Here is a 16,512-nt window from a genome sequence, read left to right as displayed (position 1 = left end):
CAAGATGAAAAATAAAGAATGGCAACAAACCGTTGAAATATTACATCAAGCATTTAATGATGGCTATTCGCTTGATATATTAAAACTCCTATTAACCGCCGATGAACGAGATGCGTTAATTACCCGAGTAAAAATTGTCCATGCTTTGTTAGATGGTTCAATTAATCAGCGTCAATTAAAAGAACAGCTTGGCATTGGTATTGCCACTGTCACTCGTGGTTCAAATAGTCTAAAAGAAGCTTCACCTGAATTTAAATATTGGTTAGAACAAAACTTATTAAATGACTAGTAAAAAAGGGAATGAAACAATTTTATCCACCATTTTTTTGGCGAATTTCATTTTCTGTAATGACAGGCACACAATAATCACATTCAATACGTTGAAGATTTTTGACTGATTTAACCGAATCATCATGCAAATTATGATGAATTTCAATTAAACACCCTGAACGTAAACGAACTTTTAATGCTGGCATAGCAGCCAAGTGGACTTGCGAAATAAAATCTTTAAAATTTTCTGGCGGTCCGAAATATTTAAAACAAAGATACAATCCACCTTCACTTACAAATTGTTCAATATGTTCAAGGTTATTATTGTGTTCTAATGCAATAGTATAAAAAAGTTCTTGCTCATTGGCATTATCTTTACTTTTTAGTATTCGATTAAATGCATAAATTCTTTCTGGCAACGCTTCATTTTTATTAGCATAACGCGTTAAATAATTATGAAAAAATTGCACTCTTAATTTAATCTCTTCATCTAATAATTTACTTAAATTACAGTTATTTTTATAAGTAATTCCCCAAAAAGTCTGTTTAGGCATAGTGACAAATGTTGGTTCAGGCAGTGACAATCGCGTCTTATTGAGTTCAATAGCTGGCGTTAATCCTGTTGGATCCCAATACTCACTACGCCTATAACTTGCCGGAGTTTCATTAAATTGTTTCTTAAATGAACGGGTAAAGGTTTGTTGGGAATCAAACCGATATTGCATTGCAATATCTAATATAGGTTTACTGGTCATTCGTAAAGAAAGTGCAGCATAAGTTAACCTTCGATGACGAATATAAGTACCAAGCACTTGACCAGTTACTTCTTTAAACATTCGTTGTAAATGCCACTTAGAATAACCTGATTTTTGCGATACATTATCAATAGATAATGGCTGCTCCAGATTTTTCTCAATCCAAACGATAAGATCTGAAATAATACTAACTTGATTCATAAAACCCCATCATAAAGTGAACTGGCAAATAGCATTTGATTATGACTTAATCTTAGCAATAAGCAAGATTAAATTAGAAATTATTTTAACAATAAGAGTGGCTTCCGGCTTGATGTTCAGTAATATCTTTCACCCCCGCTAATTCTGGGAATTCGGCAAGTAGCTGCTTCTCGATTCCTTCTTTTAAGGTATAATCTACCATCGAACAACCATTACAACCTCCACCAAATTGTAATATGGCATAATTATCTTCTGTCAACTCAACCAAGCTCACATGACCACCATGGCTAGCAAGTTGCGGATTAACTTGAGCTTGAATCAGATAATTAACACGCTCGATTAACGGTGCATCATCTGCCACTTTTTTCATTTTTGAGTTTGGTGCTTTTAATGTTAATTGTGAGCCAAGTTCGTCGGTTACATAATCAATCACTGTCTCTTCCAAAAATGGAGCACTGATCTCATCAATATAAACTGAAAAACCATCTTGCTTTTCTTCAATGTCACTCTCTTCAACAGTATCAGCGGGACAATATGACACGCCACATTCCGCTGTTGCGGTACCAGGATTGATAACAAACACCCGAATTTGTGTTCCATCCGCTTGATTAGCAAGCAATTTTTTAAAATGCTGTTGAGCTGCTTCAGAAATGGTAATAATAGACATAAACCCCTCACTTTGATGCCGGTTATTCAATGAATAATTATGAGCATCACTGATTATAATAGTTGACTAACTCTGTTGGTTATTATAGGGATTGTTTATGATTTTACAATACTGTGCGACACAAACAAATGACTTGAACACTTATTGCACCGCAGTTTTTTAATTGTTGACTAATAACATTAATAGTATTGGCGGTAGTGACTATATCATCTATCAGCATAACAGATTGATTAGTGAGATCTTCGCGACAAAAATAGAGGGTATCAACATTATCAATTCGTTGTTGCAATGAAAGTGTTTTTTGATCTAAAGCTCGCTGTTTACGACATAATAAATGCGGATAAAAATCACGACCTAACCACTTAGCAATGGGGTTGGCCAATAATTCGGCTTGATTATAACCACGAGACCAATATCGTAAATGATGTAATGGAACACATGTTACTAAATCGGGTTTCATTAACCCCTGTGCTTCTCGTTGTTGATACCATGCTAAAAACATCAATCTAGCTAATGCTAAAGCAAATTCAGTTCTATGATAAAACTTTAACTGGTGAATGAGTTTTTTTAATGGATTAATATAATCACTCACTGCTATAAGCTTATCATACTTTGGTTTATTGTCTCGACAACGGTAACAGATCTCAGTAAATAAAGAGTGTGGTAAGTAGCATTGCTGACACACTTTATTTAACTTAGGTAAATTGTTCACACATTGACAACAAATGCCATGATGGCTTAAAGCTAATGGCATATCACATAAAATACAACGCATAAGTTCTCATTCTATTTCGAAATAAAATTCAACAAAATAAATGTGGCATTTAAATGTTTCTATTTAATTATCCTTATTTGGGTAATGCTAATAGTTCATTAAAGATAACAACTTCAAATAAGATATGAGATATAGAAAAGTATCATTGTGAGCTAAAACTCAAATTTTTATCTTATTTTACATATTTGTCATTTAAAATAGTTTAATATTCGGTATAATCTGCCAACTAAATTGGATAAGGAATTTAATATATGAATAAAATCAAAATGTTATTTGTTTCATTATTGTTAACAATAGCCTCTACTTTTGCTTATGCTGATACAAAAGTACTATTACAAACCAGTATGGGTGATATCGAAATTGAATTAGACAGCGAACATGCGCCTATTTCTAGCAAAAATTTTATTGATTATGTCAAAAGCGGATTTTATGAAAATCTAACTTTCCACCGTGTTATCCCTGGCTTTATGATCCAAGGTGGGGGCGCAGATGATCAATTAAAATTCAAAGATAATACTACTCCAATTCAAAATGAAGCAAATAATGGTCTAAAAAATGATCGTGGCACTATTGCAATGGCAAGAACCAGTGAAATCAACAGTGCAACCAGCCAATTTTTTATTAACCTAGTAAATAACGATTTTCTTAATTATCAATCACCAGAAAAATATGGTTATGCGGTATTTGGTAAAGTAATTAAAGGAATGGATGTGGTTGATAAAATTGCCGCGGTACCAACTAAACGTATGGGACCTCACCAAAATGTTCCTGTTGAACCCATTTATATTAAAAAAGCAATTGTGATTGAAGACAAGTAATTTATCCACGTTAGATATCTAAAATATAAAAAAACCACTTCTACAGTGGTTTTTTTCAATCCTAGTTAAGTTGACTTAATAAATGCGCTATAGCGCGAACACCCACTCCGGTTGCCCCTGTTGCCCATAAGGATGTTGCACTTTTACGAAATGTGGCTGAGCAGTCAATATGTAACCAATTTTGTTTATAATTTTTTATAAAATGCGATAAAAATGCCGCTGCAGTGCTAGCACCTGCGGTATTAGGTAAGCCAGAGTTAGCCATATCCGCAAAGGATGATGGAAATTGTGAACGATGAAACTCAGCTAACGGTAATCGCCAAAATGCTTCGTGCTCAGTAGTCGCACTGTCAATTAGCCGATTAGCAAATGAATCATCGAATGACAACAATGACTGATAATCATTACCTACCGCAATTTTTGCAGCGCCGGTTAGTGTGGCACAATCAATAATATAGTGTGGTTTATCATTATCTGCGCAAATTAATCCATCAGCTAACACTAAGCGTCCTTCCGCATCTGTGTTATCAACCTCAACTGTTTTGCCATTACGATAATGAATAATATCGCCTAATTTAAACGCATTACCACTGACTAAATTATCTGCACAACATAAATAAAGCTTAATACGGTGTTGCACCCCACGAGCTATAGCTAATGCTAACGCGCCACTCACCAGTGCAGCTCCGCCCATATCAGCACGCATTGACTCCATAAAACTGCTTGGTTTTAAACTATAACCACCAGAATCAAAGGTAATACCTTTACCGACTAAACAAGCAATAATCGGTGCTTTAGGATCTTTGCTCGGATTATAATCAAGTTCAAGCAATGCGGCTGGTCTATCTGAACCTTTGCCAACAGTATAAATTCCCATATAATCTTGTTCTTTTAAGGCTTCACCTGAAATAATTTTATAAGTCACATCAGATGAATATGCACTAATTAATTTTGCACTTTGTGTTGCTAATTCAAAAGGGCTTAAGGTTTCGGCTTGTTGATTAACAATATCACGGCACCAATCAATAATATCCAAACGATATTTAAGTTCTGCTTTTTCTTTGCTATTGAGTTTTGCCCACGTCACTTTATTGTTTTTTTTGGCATTACGGTAACCTAACCAAAAATGCCAAGACGCTTCTAAATCCCAACCTTCACCACTCAGTTTCACCGCTTTAATGCCTTGGTTATCCAATTTGCGACCGGCTCGCTGAATTGCGCCTAAGCGATGTTCCGACTTATAGTGTATTGTTATAGCATCATCAGAAAAACTGAGTAAGGCATCTTTGCCCCACTGCGCTTTAGCAGGTTCATTTGAAAGAAAAATAGATAACATCGACATATTAAAAACCTCATTGATTATCAAACGACAAAACATTGACTTAATTCTAATCAGAAACATGTTAATATAGCAAGCGAAGTTAAGAATAAATAAGGAGCGGCAATGACATCAGTTATCCCTATCAAAAACAGTATCAATTTTCGTGATTTAGGTGGAATCAAGACAATCGACGGACGTCAAATTCGATCGGGGTTGTTATACCGTGCTGGTGACTTTTCTCGCTTAACTGAAGATGAAAAAGACATTTTATCTAACCAATTAAAGCTTCATCATATTTTAGATTATCGTGATCAGCATGAAATCGATCGCTGTCCCGATAATTTATGGGCTAATACTCAATATATTAATGTCCCAGCTAATCCATTAAGTAACGAAATTACTGCAAGTTTAACTAGTGATTATGATGATATCTTTATTTTAAAAAAATATTCACCATTTGATTTTATGATAAAACTTTATCAGTTACTTCCGTTTAATAATAAGGCTTATCAACAATTAATCTCACTTTTACTTAACGCTAATGGTAAACCATTAGTTCAGCACTGTGCAGTTGGTAAAGATAGAACCGGCATTGGTGTCGCGCTAACACTTTTTGCGTTAGGCGTGAGTGAAGAAGATGTCATGCAAGACTATCTATTTACGGAACAATGCTTACAAACTTTTCGTGAAGAAACACTTAATCAATATAAAAATAAATTTACGCAGGAAGAATTAGACAAGTACAAAATCATATTTTCTGCCAAAAAAGAGTTCTTAACTGCCGCGATAAATGAAATTAAACAGCGTTATCAAACCATCGACAATTGGTTAGCCAAAGAGTACCAATTAGACGAAAAGAACAAAAAAAACCTACAACAAATTTATTTAGTTTAATCAATTTAAACCAACTAGCTAATTCGCTAAGGTTTATATAATAACCACGTTTAAAAAACGTGGAATAATAAAATAGCAATGAGAGGAAAGTCAGATGTTAACAACACAAATGGTCAAAAAACTTAATGACCAACTGAATCTAGAATTTTATTCTTCAAATCTTTATTTACAAATGAGTGCTTGGTGTGATGACCAAAATTTTCCCTCTTTTGGAAAATTTTTACGAGATCATGCCGGTGAAGAGCGCAAACATATGGAACGTTTGTTTGATTATGTTTTAGATTGTGGTTCACTTGCATTAATTGGAAAAATTGATGCACCAGAAGCAAAATATAAATCGTTACTCGATGTATTTAAAGCAGCCTATCAGCATGAATTAACCATTACCAAAGCAATCAACTCACTGGTCGATTATGCCCTTACTCAAAAAGATTTTTCAACTTTCAATTTTTTACAATGGTATGTATCAGAACAGCATGAAGAAGAAAAGCTATTTAAAACCATTGTTGATAAACTTGAATTAGTAGGCGAAAATAAACGTGACTTATTCTTTATGGATAAAGACTTTAATAAAACCTTAAGTGAGTCAGGATTACTCACCACAAACGAATAATAAAATATTTGTAATAACTGTTACCCTAAAAGGGTAACAGATTATGATAATTAGGATTTTACAACAATATTGGTAATAGGATTATCACAATTAACCGCAAGATGAATACCTGACAGCTGTTGATAATGAAAATAGAAATGCTGTCCAAAAGGGGCACAAATAGAGTGATTTTCTACATTAATATTGACTGATTTTATTTGCCAAACGCCTTTAGCATAAAGTTTCAATGCCGATTCTTTCAACGTCCAAAGCTGCCAAAAGGCCAATAATGTATCCTTTTGGTTAATCATCCATTGGTACTCATCATCAGTAAAAAAATGTTTAGCGACATTGAGGTAATTTTTTCGCGGCCTGTCTACCTCAATATCAACACCCACCTTTCCTGATAATGCAACCGCTACAGCAACCCAGTCCCCACTATGACTAATATTAAAATCAGGAAACGAGCAATCTAAAAAGCGAGGCCGACTATTATCGCCAATGATCATTTCGGGTAAAATATCGACACTATAATGCTGTTTGAGTAACTGCGCTAAGATTGAACGACAAACTAAAAATTGCCTTTTGCGTTGGCCATGCAATTTATTTGCGTAATCAACAATTTGCTCAGGTAATAACGAAAAATCGATTATTGCATGATTTAGGTTAGCCAGTTGAGTTATTAGCATTATCAGAAAACAACTATTCATAAAAATTATTTTTTACTATTTTAACAGCATGCTATGCTAACTGTTATTAAAATTTATCCCTAACCTAGGATTGATTATGTCATTACCAACAAAATTAGTTCATGCAGGACGAAAACAACGCTATACCCAAGGTGCAGTGAATTCCGTTATTCAACGAGCCTCTTCATTGGTTTTTGATACTCTTGCAGCCAAAAAAGAAGCAGCAGAAAATCGTACAAATGGCGCGCTATTTTATGGACGACGTGGCACATTAACCCACTTTGCTCTGCAAGATGCCATGATCGAAATTGAAGGTGGAGCTGGTTGCTATCTTTACCCTTGCGGCGCTGCTGCCATTGCTAATTCGATTCTAGCTTTTGTCAAAACTGGGGATCATATCTTAGTATCCGAAGCAAGTTATGAGCCAACCCAAGAATTTTGTGAACATATTCTAAAAGATATGGGGGTTGAAACTGATTACTTTTCACCTTTAATTGGCCGTTATATTACCAACCATATCAAACCTAATACCAAAGTGGTATTTTTAGAGTCACCAAGTTCAATCACTATGGAAGTTCAAGACATACCGGCAATTGTTAAGGCCATTCGAAGTGTTAATCCTGAAATCATCATTATGATCGATAATACATGGGGTGCTGGGATATTATTTAAAGCATTAGAACATGGTATTGATATCTCAATTCAATCAGGTACCAAATATCTTATTGGACACTCAGATGGTATGTTAGGAACTGCTGTTGCCAATGAGAGATGTTGGGATAGATTACGAGAACGTTCTTATTTAATGGGACAAATGTGCGATGCCGATACGGCCTATATGGCGGCGCGTGGATTACGTACCTTAGCAGTTAGACTCAAACAACATCATGAAAACGGCTTAAAAGTTGCTAAATGGCTTGATGGTCACCCAAAAGTGGCAACTGTTAATCACCCTGCACTTGAAAGTTGTAAAGGACATGAATTTTTTAAACGGGATTTTAGTGGTGCAAGTGGTTTATTTTCGTTTGTTCTTAAAGACCACTTAACCGACATACAATTAGCTGATTTTTTGGATAATTTAAACCATTTTACCATGGCGTATTCATGGGGAGGATTTGAATCATTAATTTTAGCAAACCAACCTGAAGAATTAGCAAAAATTAGACCGGTATCAGGTGTCGACTTTACTGGAACATTAATTCGTCTGCATATTGGTCTTGAAGATCCTGATGATTTAATTGCCGATTTAGCTGCCGGTTTAGATAGAATAAAACTTGATAAAATCAAAACTACTGCGCTAACAAGCTTAATATAATTAACTGTAATATGAATAATGCACACAACCCAATGCTTGATGACGTAATAAAACAAACCGTTTTACATCATTTAAAAGGCAGCAACGCACTACTCGTGGCTTTCAGTGGTGGCGTCGATTCGACGGTGTTACTGCATGTATTGGTAATGTTGAAAAAACAGCTTTTACCCAATTTACAAATTAGGGCTATTTATGTTCATCATGGTTTAAGTCGTCATGCAGATAACTGGGCAAACCACTGTGCACAACAATGCCAAACATGGCAAGTACCTATAATCATTGAAAAAGTTAAGCTTGATAATATGAACAGTAATATCGAAGAACAAGCTAGAGAGGCACGTTATCAAGCAATTTATCAGAATTTAAAAACTAATGAAAAACTCTGCACTGCCCAACATCTTGATGATCAGTGCGAAACTTTTTTATTAGCCTTAAAGCGAGGTAGTGGGCCTGCTGGACTCTCTGCTATGCCCATCGAAAATGGACAACATCTTCGTCCATTATTATCGATATCACGTAAACAGATAGAAACTTATGCGAATCAAAATCAGCTAACTTGGATAGAAGATGAAAGTAATCAAGATGACCATTACGATCGCAATTTTTTACGTTTAAATGTTTTACCAATCATCAATCAACGTTGGCCACATTTTCCGCAAATGGTCGCTCGAAGTGCCGAATTATGTCAACAACAAGAAGCCTTAATTAACGAGCTATTACTGTCCGATTATCAACAAGTGAGCACCGTTCAAGGTCAGCTACGCTTAAAACCCCTGTTTGATTATAGCGAATATAAACGCAATGCTATTTTAAGAATGTGGCTTCGGCACCAACAAGTCATCATGCCAAGCCAAAAACAGCTCACATTAATTTGGCAAACTATTGCGCAAGCGAAAGACGATGCCAATCCACAATTTATTTTGCATAATAAACAAATCCGCCGTTACCAAAATCAACTCTACCTATTGCCACTATATCAAAATATTGAACAACACGTGCTTAAATGGGATTTATCGTCATCGTTAGTCTTACCTGATCATATTGGTGAATTACACGTTAATAATAAGCACAACTTAAATTGCCGCTTACCTCGTGCCGACGAAGATGTAACTGTACGCTTTCATGCACAAGGACAGCTAAAAATTGTCAATCGTCAGGGTTCAAGGGCAATCAAGAAATTATGGCAAGAGCACCATATTCCACCTTGGATGCGTACCCGCATTCCTTTAGTTTATTATAATGAACAAATAATTTGCGCTGTCGGCGTATTTATTACTGAACAAGGACAAGGATCGCAAATCCATTTTAGTTTGACCTAAATGATAATTCCTTAACGAATAAACCTATTGCAATAAGACCCAATAAGGCGGCATAAACGGCCGCCTTAATTCAACGACCGTTATTGGTTATCGGCTCTCGCTTTCCAACGTTTAAGCAATAATGCATTTGTTACCACACTAACGCTACTTAAAGCCATGGCAGCACCTGCAATCATAGGATTTAAAAATCCTAAAGCAGCTAAGGGAATGCCAATTAAATTATAGAAAAACGCCCAAAAAAGGTTTTGTTTAATCTTATTATATGTTCGACGCGAAATATCAATGGCATCAGCAATAAGATATAAATTACCACGCATTAATGTAATACTTGCTGTATGCATAGCAATATCGGTACCGGTTCCCATAGCAATACCAATATCTGCGGCTGCCAATGCAGGGGCATCATTAATACCATCGCCGACCATGGCAACTAAATTATTATGCTCACTATGGCTCTCTTTCTGTAATTGATAAATATAGTTTGCTTTATCTTGCGGTAAAACTTCAGCAATCACTTTATCTAAACTTAATTGCTGCCCGACATAATTAGCCGCCTGCTGATTATCGCCAGTTAACATAACACTGGTAACATGCAATTGATGTAATGCTTCAATTGCATTTTTGGCTTCAGGTTTAATGACATCAGAAAAACCAAATAAAGCCAAAATCACGACCTGATTTTCTGATTGTTGTTTAGCCAAAAATGAAATAGTGTAACCTTTACCGGTAAGCTCATTGATTTTATCATCCATATTCACAAAATAGGCATTTAATGATTTCATCCAGCGTAAACTACCTAAATAGTATTCGGTATTGTCAATCGTTGCCATAATCCCTGAACCGGCTACTGAGGTAATATTTTGTGCATAATTATCGTGTTTAGCTTTAGATAACATCGCTTTAGCTAAAGGATGCTCGCTTCCGGCTTGCATTGATGCCGCAATTGATAAAATTTGCTCAGGTGTTTCAGTACCGACAACATCAATTTCCACTAATTCAGGTTTACCTACTGTTAACGTACCGGTTTTATCAAATGCGATCGTATTAATATTGTGCAGCGTTTCTAACGCTTCGGCATCTTTAATTAAAATCCCCTGACGAGCTGCCGTTCCCGTTCCTACCATAATCGCAGTAGGTGTTGCCAATCCTAAAGCACATGGACACGCAATAACCAATACTGCAACAGCGTGAAGCAAGGCTTGTTGCCAATCATGATAAACTATTCCCCAAAACAGCAAGGTTACCAATGCAATAACCAAAATCACCGGTACAAAAATCGCACTGATACGATCTACAATTCGCTGAATTGGTGCTTTTTTAGCTTGGGCTGATTCAACCATATTTATAATTTTTGAAAGCATTGAGTCAGCTTGAATTGCGGTGGTTTTCACTATCAGCAACCCTTCACCATTGATTGTCCCCCCAGTAACAACATCATTAACGGATTTAGTTACAGGAAAGCTTTCCCCTGTTAACATCGACTCATCACTACTTGATGAACCTTCAATGACAATACCATCAACAGCAATACGTTCACCGGGTTTAATCACCACAATATCATTTACTTTTACCTGGCCGATCGGTACATTCACTTCTTGGTTACCTTGCCTGACTAATGCCATCTCTGGTCGTAAAGCTGAAAGTGCTTCAATTGCTTGGGTTGTTTGATGCTTAGCTCTCTGCTCTAACCACTTACCGATCAAAATTAAGGTAATAATTACCACTGATGATTCAAAATATAGGTGATCATAATGACCACTAATAAGCTGATATAACGACAAGCCATAAGCGGCACTGGTACCAATCGCGACTAATAAATCCATATTACCGGTCAATGCTTTTAACGCATTAAACCCACTGCGATAAAACTTACCACCTAGTCCAAATTGCACAATCGAAGCAAGAATAAATTGCAACCAAGCAGGTAGCATCAAATTAATGTCAAACGGTTCAAGTAACATAGGGATAACAAAAGGTACAGACAAGATAATAGACAAAACAATAGGCCAAAGTGAAGCTTGCTTATCAACATCTTTATGGTGCATTTGTTGATCAGTAATTTTTACCGCATGATAACCGGCATTGTCCACAGCTGACATCAACGTGTCTAATTTAACATTCGAATTTGCATTAACAGTTGCTTTTTCAGTCGCAAGATTAACACTAACATCAATGACACCATCAATCTTTCTCAGTGCCTTTTCAACTCGACTAACGCATGATGCACAGCTCATATCCTCAACAAAAAAATGGTATTCGACAGTTTTCATTTAACACATCCCTTAATTTTTGGTGTGGTACATATTGTAGTATTAATTATCCTTTTAACAAGAATGCACTTTTTTGATATATACTACCTAAAAAGATACTATCAAGATAATTAAGTGAAAAATAAATCCATCAATAAAAGCTACTGTGAAAACAAACAACAAACAATAACCTATTGCCCTGTTGATGCCACCATCAATATGATTGGTGGTAAATATAAATCGCTCATATTATGGAAACTTATGGCCAAAACTACCTTAAGATTTTCTGAGTTACGTAAAGAAATCCCTACAGCTACAGCTAAAATGCTAACCCAACAACTACGCGAACTTGAATCTAATGGCTTAATTCATCGACAAGTTTTTCCAGTGGTACCACCTAAAGTTGAATATTCTTTAACAAACTTTGGTAAAAGCATTAAACCAGTACTTGAATCAATGTATATATGGGGTAGTGACTATTTAAACAATCAAGGTTTACACGTTAATTGTTCAATGACGTCATTAGATGACGCAAAATAACGAAAATGACTTTTTGTAGTTGATGACTAATATAAAAAAAATGCAAGGATTCAACCCTGCATTTCAAATAAAGAAAGTATAATTAATTACGCAAATTTTCTGGCCAATCGTTTTGAGTCGAAACTAACAAATCTTTGACCACACGAGGATTACCCGCCACAATATTGCCCGAAACCATATAATTATTGCTACCAGCAAAATCGGTGATAACGCCACCTGCTTCACGTAAAATTAACTCGCCTGCGGCGATATCCCAAGGTTTTAAGCCAATTTCAAAAAAGCCATCTAAACGACCCGCTGCTACATAAGCTAAATCTAACGCGGCAGACCCACTACGACGAAAATCACCACATCTTACAAATAATTTTTGCAATACCGCAAAATAACTATCGCTATATTGTTTAACTTTAAATGGGAATGCCGTTGCGAGCACACTACCCTCAAGGTCTTTAGCATTGCTAACACGAATACGATAACCATTAAGCTGTGCACCTTTACCTCGCGCTGCGGTAAAAAGCTCGTTACTCATAGGATTGTATACAACGGCAATTTCTGTTTTACCTTTAACTCGAGCTGCAATAGAAACCGCAAAATGTGGGATATTTTTAATAAAATTGGTCGTACCATCAATTGGGTCAATTATCCACTGCGTATCGGCATCACTACCTTTAGCTAAACCACTTTCTTCAGCGATAATGGTATGATCAGGATACGCTTTTTTGATTGTTTCAATAATAAGTGATTCAGCAGCACGATCTGCATTAGTGGCAAAATCGTTAGCACCTTTAGTATCAATTTCGATTGAACTTGGGTTTTCATAAGCCTTAATGGCAACATTACCTGCTTTACGAGCAGCACGAATAGCAATATTAAGCATCGGATGCATAAATTTTTTTCCAATTGATGATGTTAAAGAACGGAGTATTTTAGTAAAACTCTATAGAGTGATACCAATAGTGACGGCATAGTATAAAGGTTTTGCCGCTTTATTGCCAGAATATGTTAGGTTTGATAAATAAAATATTAAAAATCACAAATTTTAATGCTAGCAGAAAATGTGAGGAGGGATGTGATATAAAATCCAAAAGTTCACAACGAAAAGCATTTTTATTTCGATTAACAATCCCATTTTCAACGCCAATAACAAACGCAGTATTTAACTTTTTATTTATTGGTTTGATTTAAATTCAGGACGTTATATCTCAATCAACTTATTAATATTTACATAAAACTTACAGTAAAATCACAAACATTTACACCGAATTTACAACCTGTGTATACATATCGGTTATTACTCATTAGTATGACCGACATGGTTTTATGTGTCTATTTTGTAGCGTTGTGATTATGTCTTTCTCCGTAAAAAATTTTGTATTAACGGCTGTCATTACTATTTCGCCGTCTTGTTTATTACTCGCCGAGCCGCCACCGATAAAAGTTATTAGTGATGGGCAGCTTATTCATCAACAAGAGCGCGACAAGGCTTTACAAGAAACATTGACGCCCGCCACTCCCGATATCCGTTTATTACCGCCATCAACCCACACCGGCGAACTTAATTTTCCTACTGAATCATTATGTTTTGTTATCAATCAAGTGCAGTTACTTGAGCGGGATAAATTACCCTGGTTTATTCCCTTAAATAAATTGGCTAAACAAGCTGAGCACCACTGCTTAGGCTCGCAAGGTGTTAATTTATTGATGAAAGCAATACAAGACAGACTGATTAGCTATGGTTATATCACCACGCGAGTGGTGGCGCCAGAACAAGATTTGGCAAGTGGTAAGTTGCAACTATTATTGGTTGAAGGTAAAACCCGGCATATTTATTACAGTGATGATAGTGATAACTATGCCCAGCTTTATACAGCCATGCCAGCACGGGAAAATCATCTTCTGAATTTACGGGATATAGAGCAAGGACTTGAAAATTTACAACGATTACCGACAGTGAGTGCTCAAATGAAGTTAGTGCCGGGTGATAAACCGGGCGAAAGCGATATTGTTATTAGCCGCAACCAAAGCAAGATGTGGCGACTGGGGTTGTCAGTTGATGATTCAGGGACCAAAACAACAGGGCGAGACCAAGGCGGAGTGACATTTTACTTAGATAATCCCTTATCGCTAAGTGATTCCTTTTATGCCTCAGGTGGGCATGATATTAATGGAAAAGGTAAATATGGCTCACGCAACTATTTACTGTCTTATTCAGTCCCGTTTGGTTACTGGTCGTTAAGTGCATCTTTGTCGGGCAATAAATATCATCAAAATGTGGCAGGTCAAAATCAGGATTACCAGTACAGTGGTCGCAGCCGCAATGCGAATATACAACTGAGTTATGTGCTGCATCGAAATGAGTCACAAAAAACCACATTAAGTTATGGTCTAATGTTACGTCAGTCACATAACTATGTCGATGATACCGAGATTGAAATCCAACAACGAAAAACCACAAGCTGGCAATTGGGCGTTGCTCACCGGCATTACATTGACAATATTACTATCGATGCCGGCGTCACTTACCAAAAAGGGGTTCGCTGGTTTAATGCAAAAAAAGCGCCAGAGGAGTACAACCCGGAAGACAATGGCAGCGCCTTGTCAGATATTTTCTTAGTTAACTTTTCTACTAATGTCCCTTTCACCTTAGGTGAACAGCACTTTCGTTATCGTTTAGATTATCAGGGACAATATACGCGTGGCTCACACTTAACTTCACCGGACCAGTTTTCTATTGGTGGACGCTGGAGTGTTCGGGGCTTTGATGGTGAGCTCACATTAAGAGCAGACCGCGGCTGGTATCTTCGTAATGAATTGGCCTGGCAAGCTCCCTTTAATCATGAAACCTATTTAGGTCTTGATACCGGTGAAGTATCGGGTGGTAAAAGTGAGTATCTGCTAGGGCGACATTTAACCGGTGGCGTATTGGGATTACGGGGAAACAATTATGGTTTTTACTATGACCTGTTTGCTGGCATGCCAATTCGCAAACCGAAAGGTTTTCAAACCAATCCGCTGGCATTAGGTTTTAGTGTCATGTGGAATTATTAGGTTGAATAACAAGATGTATGTTGTGTTATGTGTATAACTAGCAGCGAATAAATAAAAAACATAAAAAATAAAAATAAAGCTAAAGATAAGGGATAGGAATAAGGAATAGATTATGAATAAGCGCTTATACCGAGTAATTTTTAACAAAAAACGTAATATGCAAATGGTGGTTGCTGACATTTCGAAAACAGCAAATGGTCAGGCAAAAACCACCACAGATACGCAACAAACAGCGATTGAATCTATTTTTGCAACGCTCAAACCGATAAGCTTATTCGTATCTATTTCGCTGGGTTTTGTCACGCTGACTTCGCCGGTTTATGGCAGTCAAATAGTGGCGGATAACCAAGCTGGCCGCAACCAACAACCGATAGTGATATCAACGGCGAATGGCGTGACACAAGTCAACATTCAAACCCCGAACAATAAAGGGGTATCGCATAACAAATACAAACAATTTGATGTATCACAGCAAGGTGCGATATTAAATAACAGCAGTAAAATCAGCCAAACACAAATTGCGGGTTATGTACAAGGTAATGAACTATTAAATAAAACCGGGCCGGCAAAAATCATATTAAACGAAGTCAATTCACGTAATCCCAGCCAATTAAACGGGGTGGTTGAAGTTGCCGGTCAAAAAGCGGAGGTTATTATTGCTAACCCTTCCGGCATCACCTGTAATGGTTGTGGTTTTATTAATGCCAGTCGAGGGACCCTCACTACCGGTAAACCGATTATCAATAATGGTGAAATAAATGGTTACCAGGTTGAACAAGGACACATTACCGTAACCGGTAAAGGGCTTGACAGCTCCGGGCAAAACTATACTGATTTGATAGCACGTACGGTATCGATTAACTCGGCAATATGGGCCAATGAAGCGAATGTAATCACCGGTCGTAATCAGGTCAGTTACGATACACAAACTATCACCCCACTAGATAACGCTACTGACAATAAACCGGAAGTTTCGATTGATGTTTCACAGCTTGGTGGAATGTATGCTAATAGTATTCGTATGATTGGTACCGAAAAAGGGGTGGGTGTGCATAATGC

16 protein-coding genes are annotated in these 16,512 nt (G+C 36.7%); 9 read left to right on the top strand and 7 right to left on the bottom strand.

The annotated features are described in order from the left end of the window. Positions 1 to 4: 4 nt before the first annotated feature. Entirely contained in the window at positions 5 to 289 is a 285-nt protein-coding gene (gene trpR, locus A9G09_RS08630) for a trp operon repressor (RefSeq protein WP_218056877.1), read from the top strand. Positions 290 to 311: 22 nt separating this feature from the next. Here trpR and robA read toward each other — a convergent pair whose 3' ends face one another. The 3 genes from robA to A9G09_RS08615 form a co-directional block, all read right to left on the bottom strand. Beyond that, the gene (robA, locus tag A9G09_RS08625; protein WP_065634442.1) at positions 312 to 1,226 is read right to left on the bottom strand and encodes an MDR efflux pump AcrAB transcriptional activator RobA; all 915 of its coding nucleotides are present in this window, start codon (positions 1,224 to 1,226) and stop codon (positions 312 to 314) included. 85 nt (positions 1,227 to 1,311) lie between these two features. Beyond that, positions 1,312 to 1,887, bottom strand: a complete 576-nt coding sequence (gene nfuA / locus A9G09_RS08620) for a Fe-S biogenesis protein NfuA (protein ID WP_065634541.1) — start codon at positions 1,885 to 1,887, stop codon at positions 1,312 to 1,314. A 109-nt stretch (positions 1,888 to 1,996) separates the two neighbouring features. Continuing rightward, complete coding sequence (locus A9G09_RS08615; protein WP_065634441.1) at positions 1,997 to 2,668, bottom strand: phosphoribosyltransferase family protein; 672 nt, start codon at positions 2,666 to 2,668, stop codon at positions 1,997 to 1,999. A 266-nt stretch (positions 2,669 to 2,934) separates the two neighbouring features. On the opposite strand from A9G09_RS08615, the gene A9G09_RS08610 reads away from it, so the two are divergent. Beyond that, positions 2,935 to 3,486 (top strand): peptidylprolyl isomerase, encoded by a 552-nt coding sequence (locus tag A9G09_RS08610; protein WP_255307719.1) that lies wholly within the window; start codon positions 2,935 to 2,937, stop codon positions 3,484 to 3,486. A gap of 61 nt (positions 3,487 to 3,547) precedes the next feature. On the opposite strand, the gene pepB is transcribed toward A9G09_RS08610, so the two are convergent. Beyond that, on the bottom strand, positions 3,548 to 4,828 hold the full coding sequence (gene pepB, locus A9G09_RS08605) for an aminopeptidase PepB (protein WP_065634439.1): 1,281 nt from the start codon (positions 4,826 to 4,828) through the stop codon (positions 3,548 to 3,550). A gap of 102 nt (positions 4,829 to 4,930) precedes the next feature. Here pepB and A9G09_RS08600 point away from each other — a divergent pair, with 102 nt between their 5' ends. Beyond that, positions 4,931 to 5,701: a tyrosine-protein phosphatase gene (locus tag A9G09_RS08600; protein WP_065634438.1), complete on the top strand. Its 771-nt coding sequence runs from the start codon at positions 4,931 to 4,933 to the stop codon at positions 5,699 to 5,701. Positions 5,702 to 5,795: 94 nt separating this feature from the next. After that, positions 5,796 to 6,314 carry a non-heme ferritin gene (gene ftnA, locus A9G09_RS08595; protein ID WP_065634437.1) on the top strand — a complete coding sequence of 173 codons (519 nt, stop codon included), beginning with the start codon at positions 5,796 to 5,798 and terminating at the stop codon, positions 6,312 to 6,314. Between the two features lie 50 nt (positions 6,315 to 6,364). On the opposite strand, the gene A9G09_RS08590 is transcribed toward ftnA, so the two are convergent. After that, positions 6,365 to 7,003, bottom strand: coding sequence for a 4'-phosphopantetheinyl transferase superfamily protein (locus A9G09_RS08590; protein ID WP_081297527.1), 639 nt, complete (start codon positions 7,001 to 7,003; stop codon positions 6,365 to 6,367). A gap of 76 nt (positions 7,004 to 7,079) precedes the next feature. Between A9G09_RS08590 and metC the strand changes: the two genes are divergently transcribed. Further along, positions 7,080 to 8,297 (top strand): cystathionine beta-lyase, encoded by a 1,218-nt coding sequence (metC, locus tag A9G09_RS08585; protein ID WP_065634435.1) that lies wholly within the window; start codon positions 7,080 to 7,082, stop codon positions 8,295 to 8,297. A 32-nt stretch (positions 8,298 to 8,329) separates the two neighbouring features. Continuing rightward, positions 8,330 to 9,616: a tRNA lysidine(34) synthetase TilS gene (tilS, locus tag A9G09_RS08580; protein WP_065634540.1), complete on the top strand. Its 1,287-nt coding sequence runs from the start codon at positions 8,330 to 8,332 to the stop codon at positions 9,614 to 9,616. 80 nt (positions 9,617 to 9,696) lie between these two features. Here tilS and A9G09_RS08575 read toward each other — a convergent pair whose 3' ends face one another. Next, positions 9,697 to 11,886 carry a cation-translocating P-type ATPase gene (locus A9G09_RS08575; RefSeq protein WP_065634434.1) on the bottom strand — a complete coding sequence of 730 codons (2,190 nt, stop codon included), beginning with the start codon at positions 11,884 to 11,886 and terminating at the stop codon, positions 9,697 to 9,699. A 198-nt stretch (positions 11,887 to 12,084) separates the two neighbouring features. Here A9G09_RS08575 and A9G09_RS08570 point away from each other — a divergent pair, with 198 nt between their 5' ends. Continuing rightward, positions 12,085 to 12,405, top strand: a complete 321-nt coding sequence (locus tag A9G09_RS08570) for a winged helix-turn-helix transcriptional regulator (RefSeq protein WP_081297534.1) — start codon at positions 12,085 to 12,087, stop codon at positions 12,403 to 12,405. Positions 12,406 to 12,487: 82 nt separating this feature from the next. Here A9G09_RS08570 and suhB read toward each other — a convergent pair whose 3' ends face one another. Next, entirely contained in the window at positions 12,488 to 13,291 is an 804-nt protein-coding gene (gene suhB / locus A9G09_RS08565; RefSeq protein ID WP_065634433.1) for an inositol-1-monophosphatase, read from the bottom strand. Positions 13,292 to 13,752: 461 nt separating this feature from the next. Here suhB and A9G09_RS08560 point away from each other — a divergent pair, with 461 nt between their 5' ends. Both A9G09_RS08560 and A9G09_RS08555 read left to right on the top strand, forming a co-directional pair. Next, positions 13,753 to 15,453, top strand: a complete 1,701-nt coding sequence (locus tag A9G09_RS08560) for a ShlB/FhaC/HecB family hemolysin secretion/activation protein (protein ID WP_176700968.1) — start codon at positions 13,753 to 13,755, stop codon at positions 15,451 to 15,453. A gap of 112 nt (positions 15,454 to 15,565) precedes the next feature. Next, positions 15,566 to 16,512, top strand: a 947-nt coding sequence (locus tag A9G09_RS08555; RefSeq protein WP_141671559.1) for a filamentous hemagglutinin N-terminal domain-containing protein, incomplete at its 3' end; no start/stop codon positions are given.

It is taken from the genome of Gilliamella sp. wkB292 (genome assembly GCF_001690235.1).
GTDB lineage: Bacteria > Pseudomonadota > Gammaproteobacteria > Enterobacterales > Orbaceae > Gilliamella > Gilliamella apicola_F.
The sequence above is the reverse complement of the archived record's forward strand: the minus strand, read 5'-3'. Positions and strand labels throughout refer to the sequence as shown.

Bases quoted from the DNA above. Each gene is read 5' to 3' on its own strand.
- ftnA (WP_065634437.1), top strand. From the start codon at position 5,796: ATGTTAACAACACAAATGGTCAAAAAACTTAATGACCAACTGAATCTA.
- A9G09_RS08570 (WP_081297534.1), top strand. From the start codon at position 12,085: ATGATTGGTGGTAAATATAAATCGCTCATATTATGGAAACTTATGGCC.
- A9G09_RS08610 (WP_255307719.1), top strand. From the start codon at position 2,935: ATGTTATTTGTTTCATTATTGTTAACAATAGCCTCTACTTTTGCTTAT.
- A9G09_RS08560 (WP_176700968.1), top strand. From the start codon at position 13,753: ATGTCTTTCTCCGTAAAAAATTTTGTATTAACGGCTGTCATTACTATT.
- metC (WP_065634435.1), top strand. From the start codon at position 7,080: ATGTCATTACCAACAAAATTAGTTCATGCAGGACGAAAACAACGCTAT.
- pepB (WP_065634439.1), bottom strand. From the start codon at position 4,828: ATGTCGATGTTATCTATTTTTCTTTCAAATGAACCTGCTAAAGCGCAG.
- A9G09_RS08575 (WP_065634434.1), bottom strand. From the start codon at position 11,886: ATGAAAACTGTCGAATACCATTTTTTTGTTGAGGATATGAGCTGTGCA.
- trpR (WP_218056877.1), top strand. From the start codon at position 5: ATGAAAAATAAAGAATGGCAACAAACCGTTGAAATATTACATCAAGCA.
- A9G09_RS08590 (WP_081297527.1), bottom strand. From the start codon at position 7,003: ATGAATAGTTGTTTTCTGATAATGCTAATAACTCAACTGGCTAACCTA.
- A9G09_RS08600 (WP_065634438.1), top strand. From the start codon at position 4,931: ATGACATCAGTTATCCCTATCAAAAACAGTATCAATTTTCGTGATTTA.
- A9G09_RS08615 (WP_065634441.1), bottom strand. From the start codon at position 2,668: ATGCGTTGTATTTTATGTGATATGCCATTAGCTTTAAGCCATCATGGC.
- tilS (WP_065634540.1), top strand. From the start codon at position 8,330: ATGCTTGATGACGTAATAAAACAAACCGTTTTACATCATTTAAAAGGC.
- robA (WP_065634442.1), bottom strand. From the start codon at position 1,226: ATGAATCAAGTTAGTATTATTTCAGATCTTATCGTTTGGATTGAGAAA.
- suhB (WP_065634433.1), bottom strand. From the start codon at position 13,291: ATGCATCCGATGCTTAATATTGCTATTCGTGCTGCTCGTAAAGCAGGT.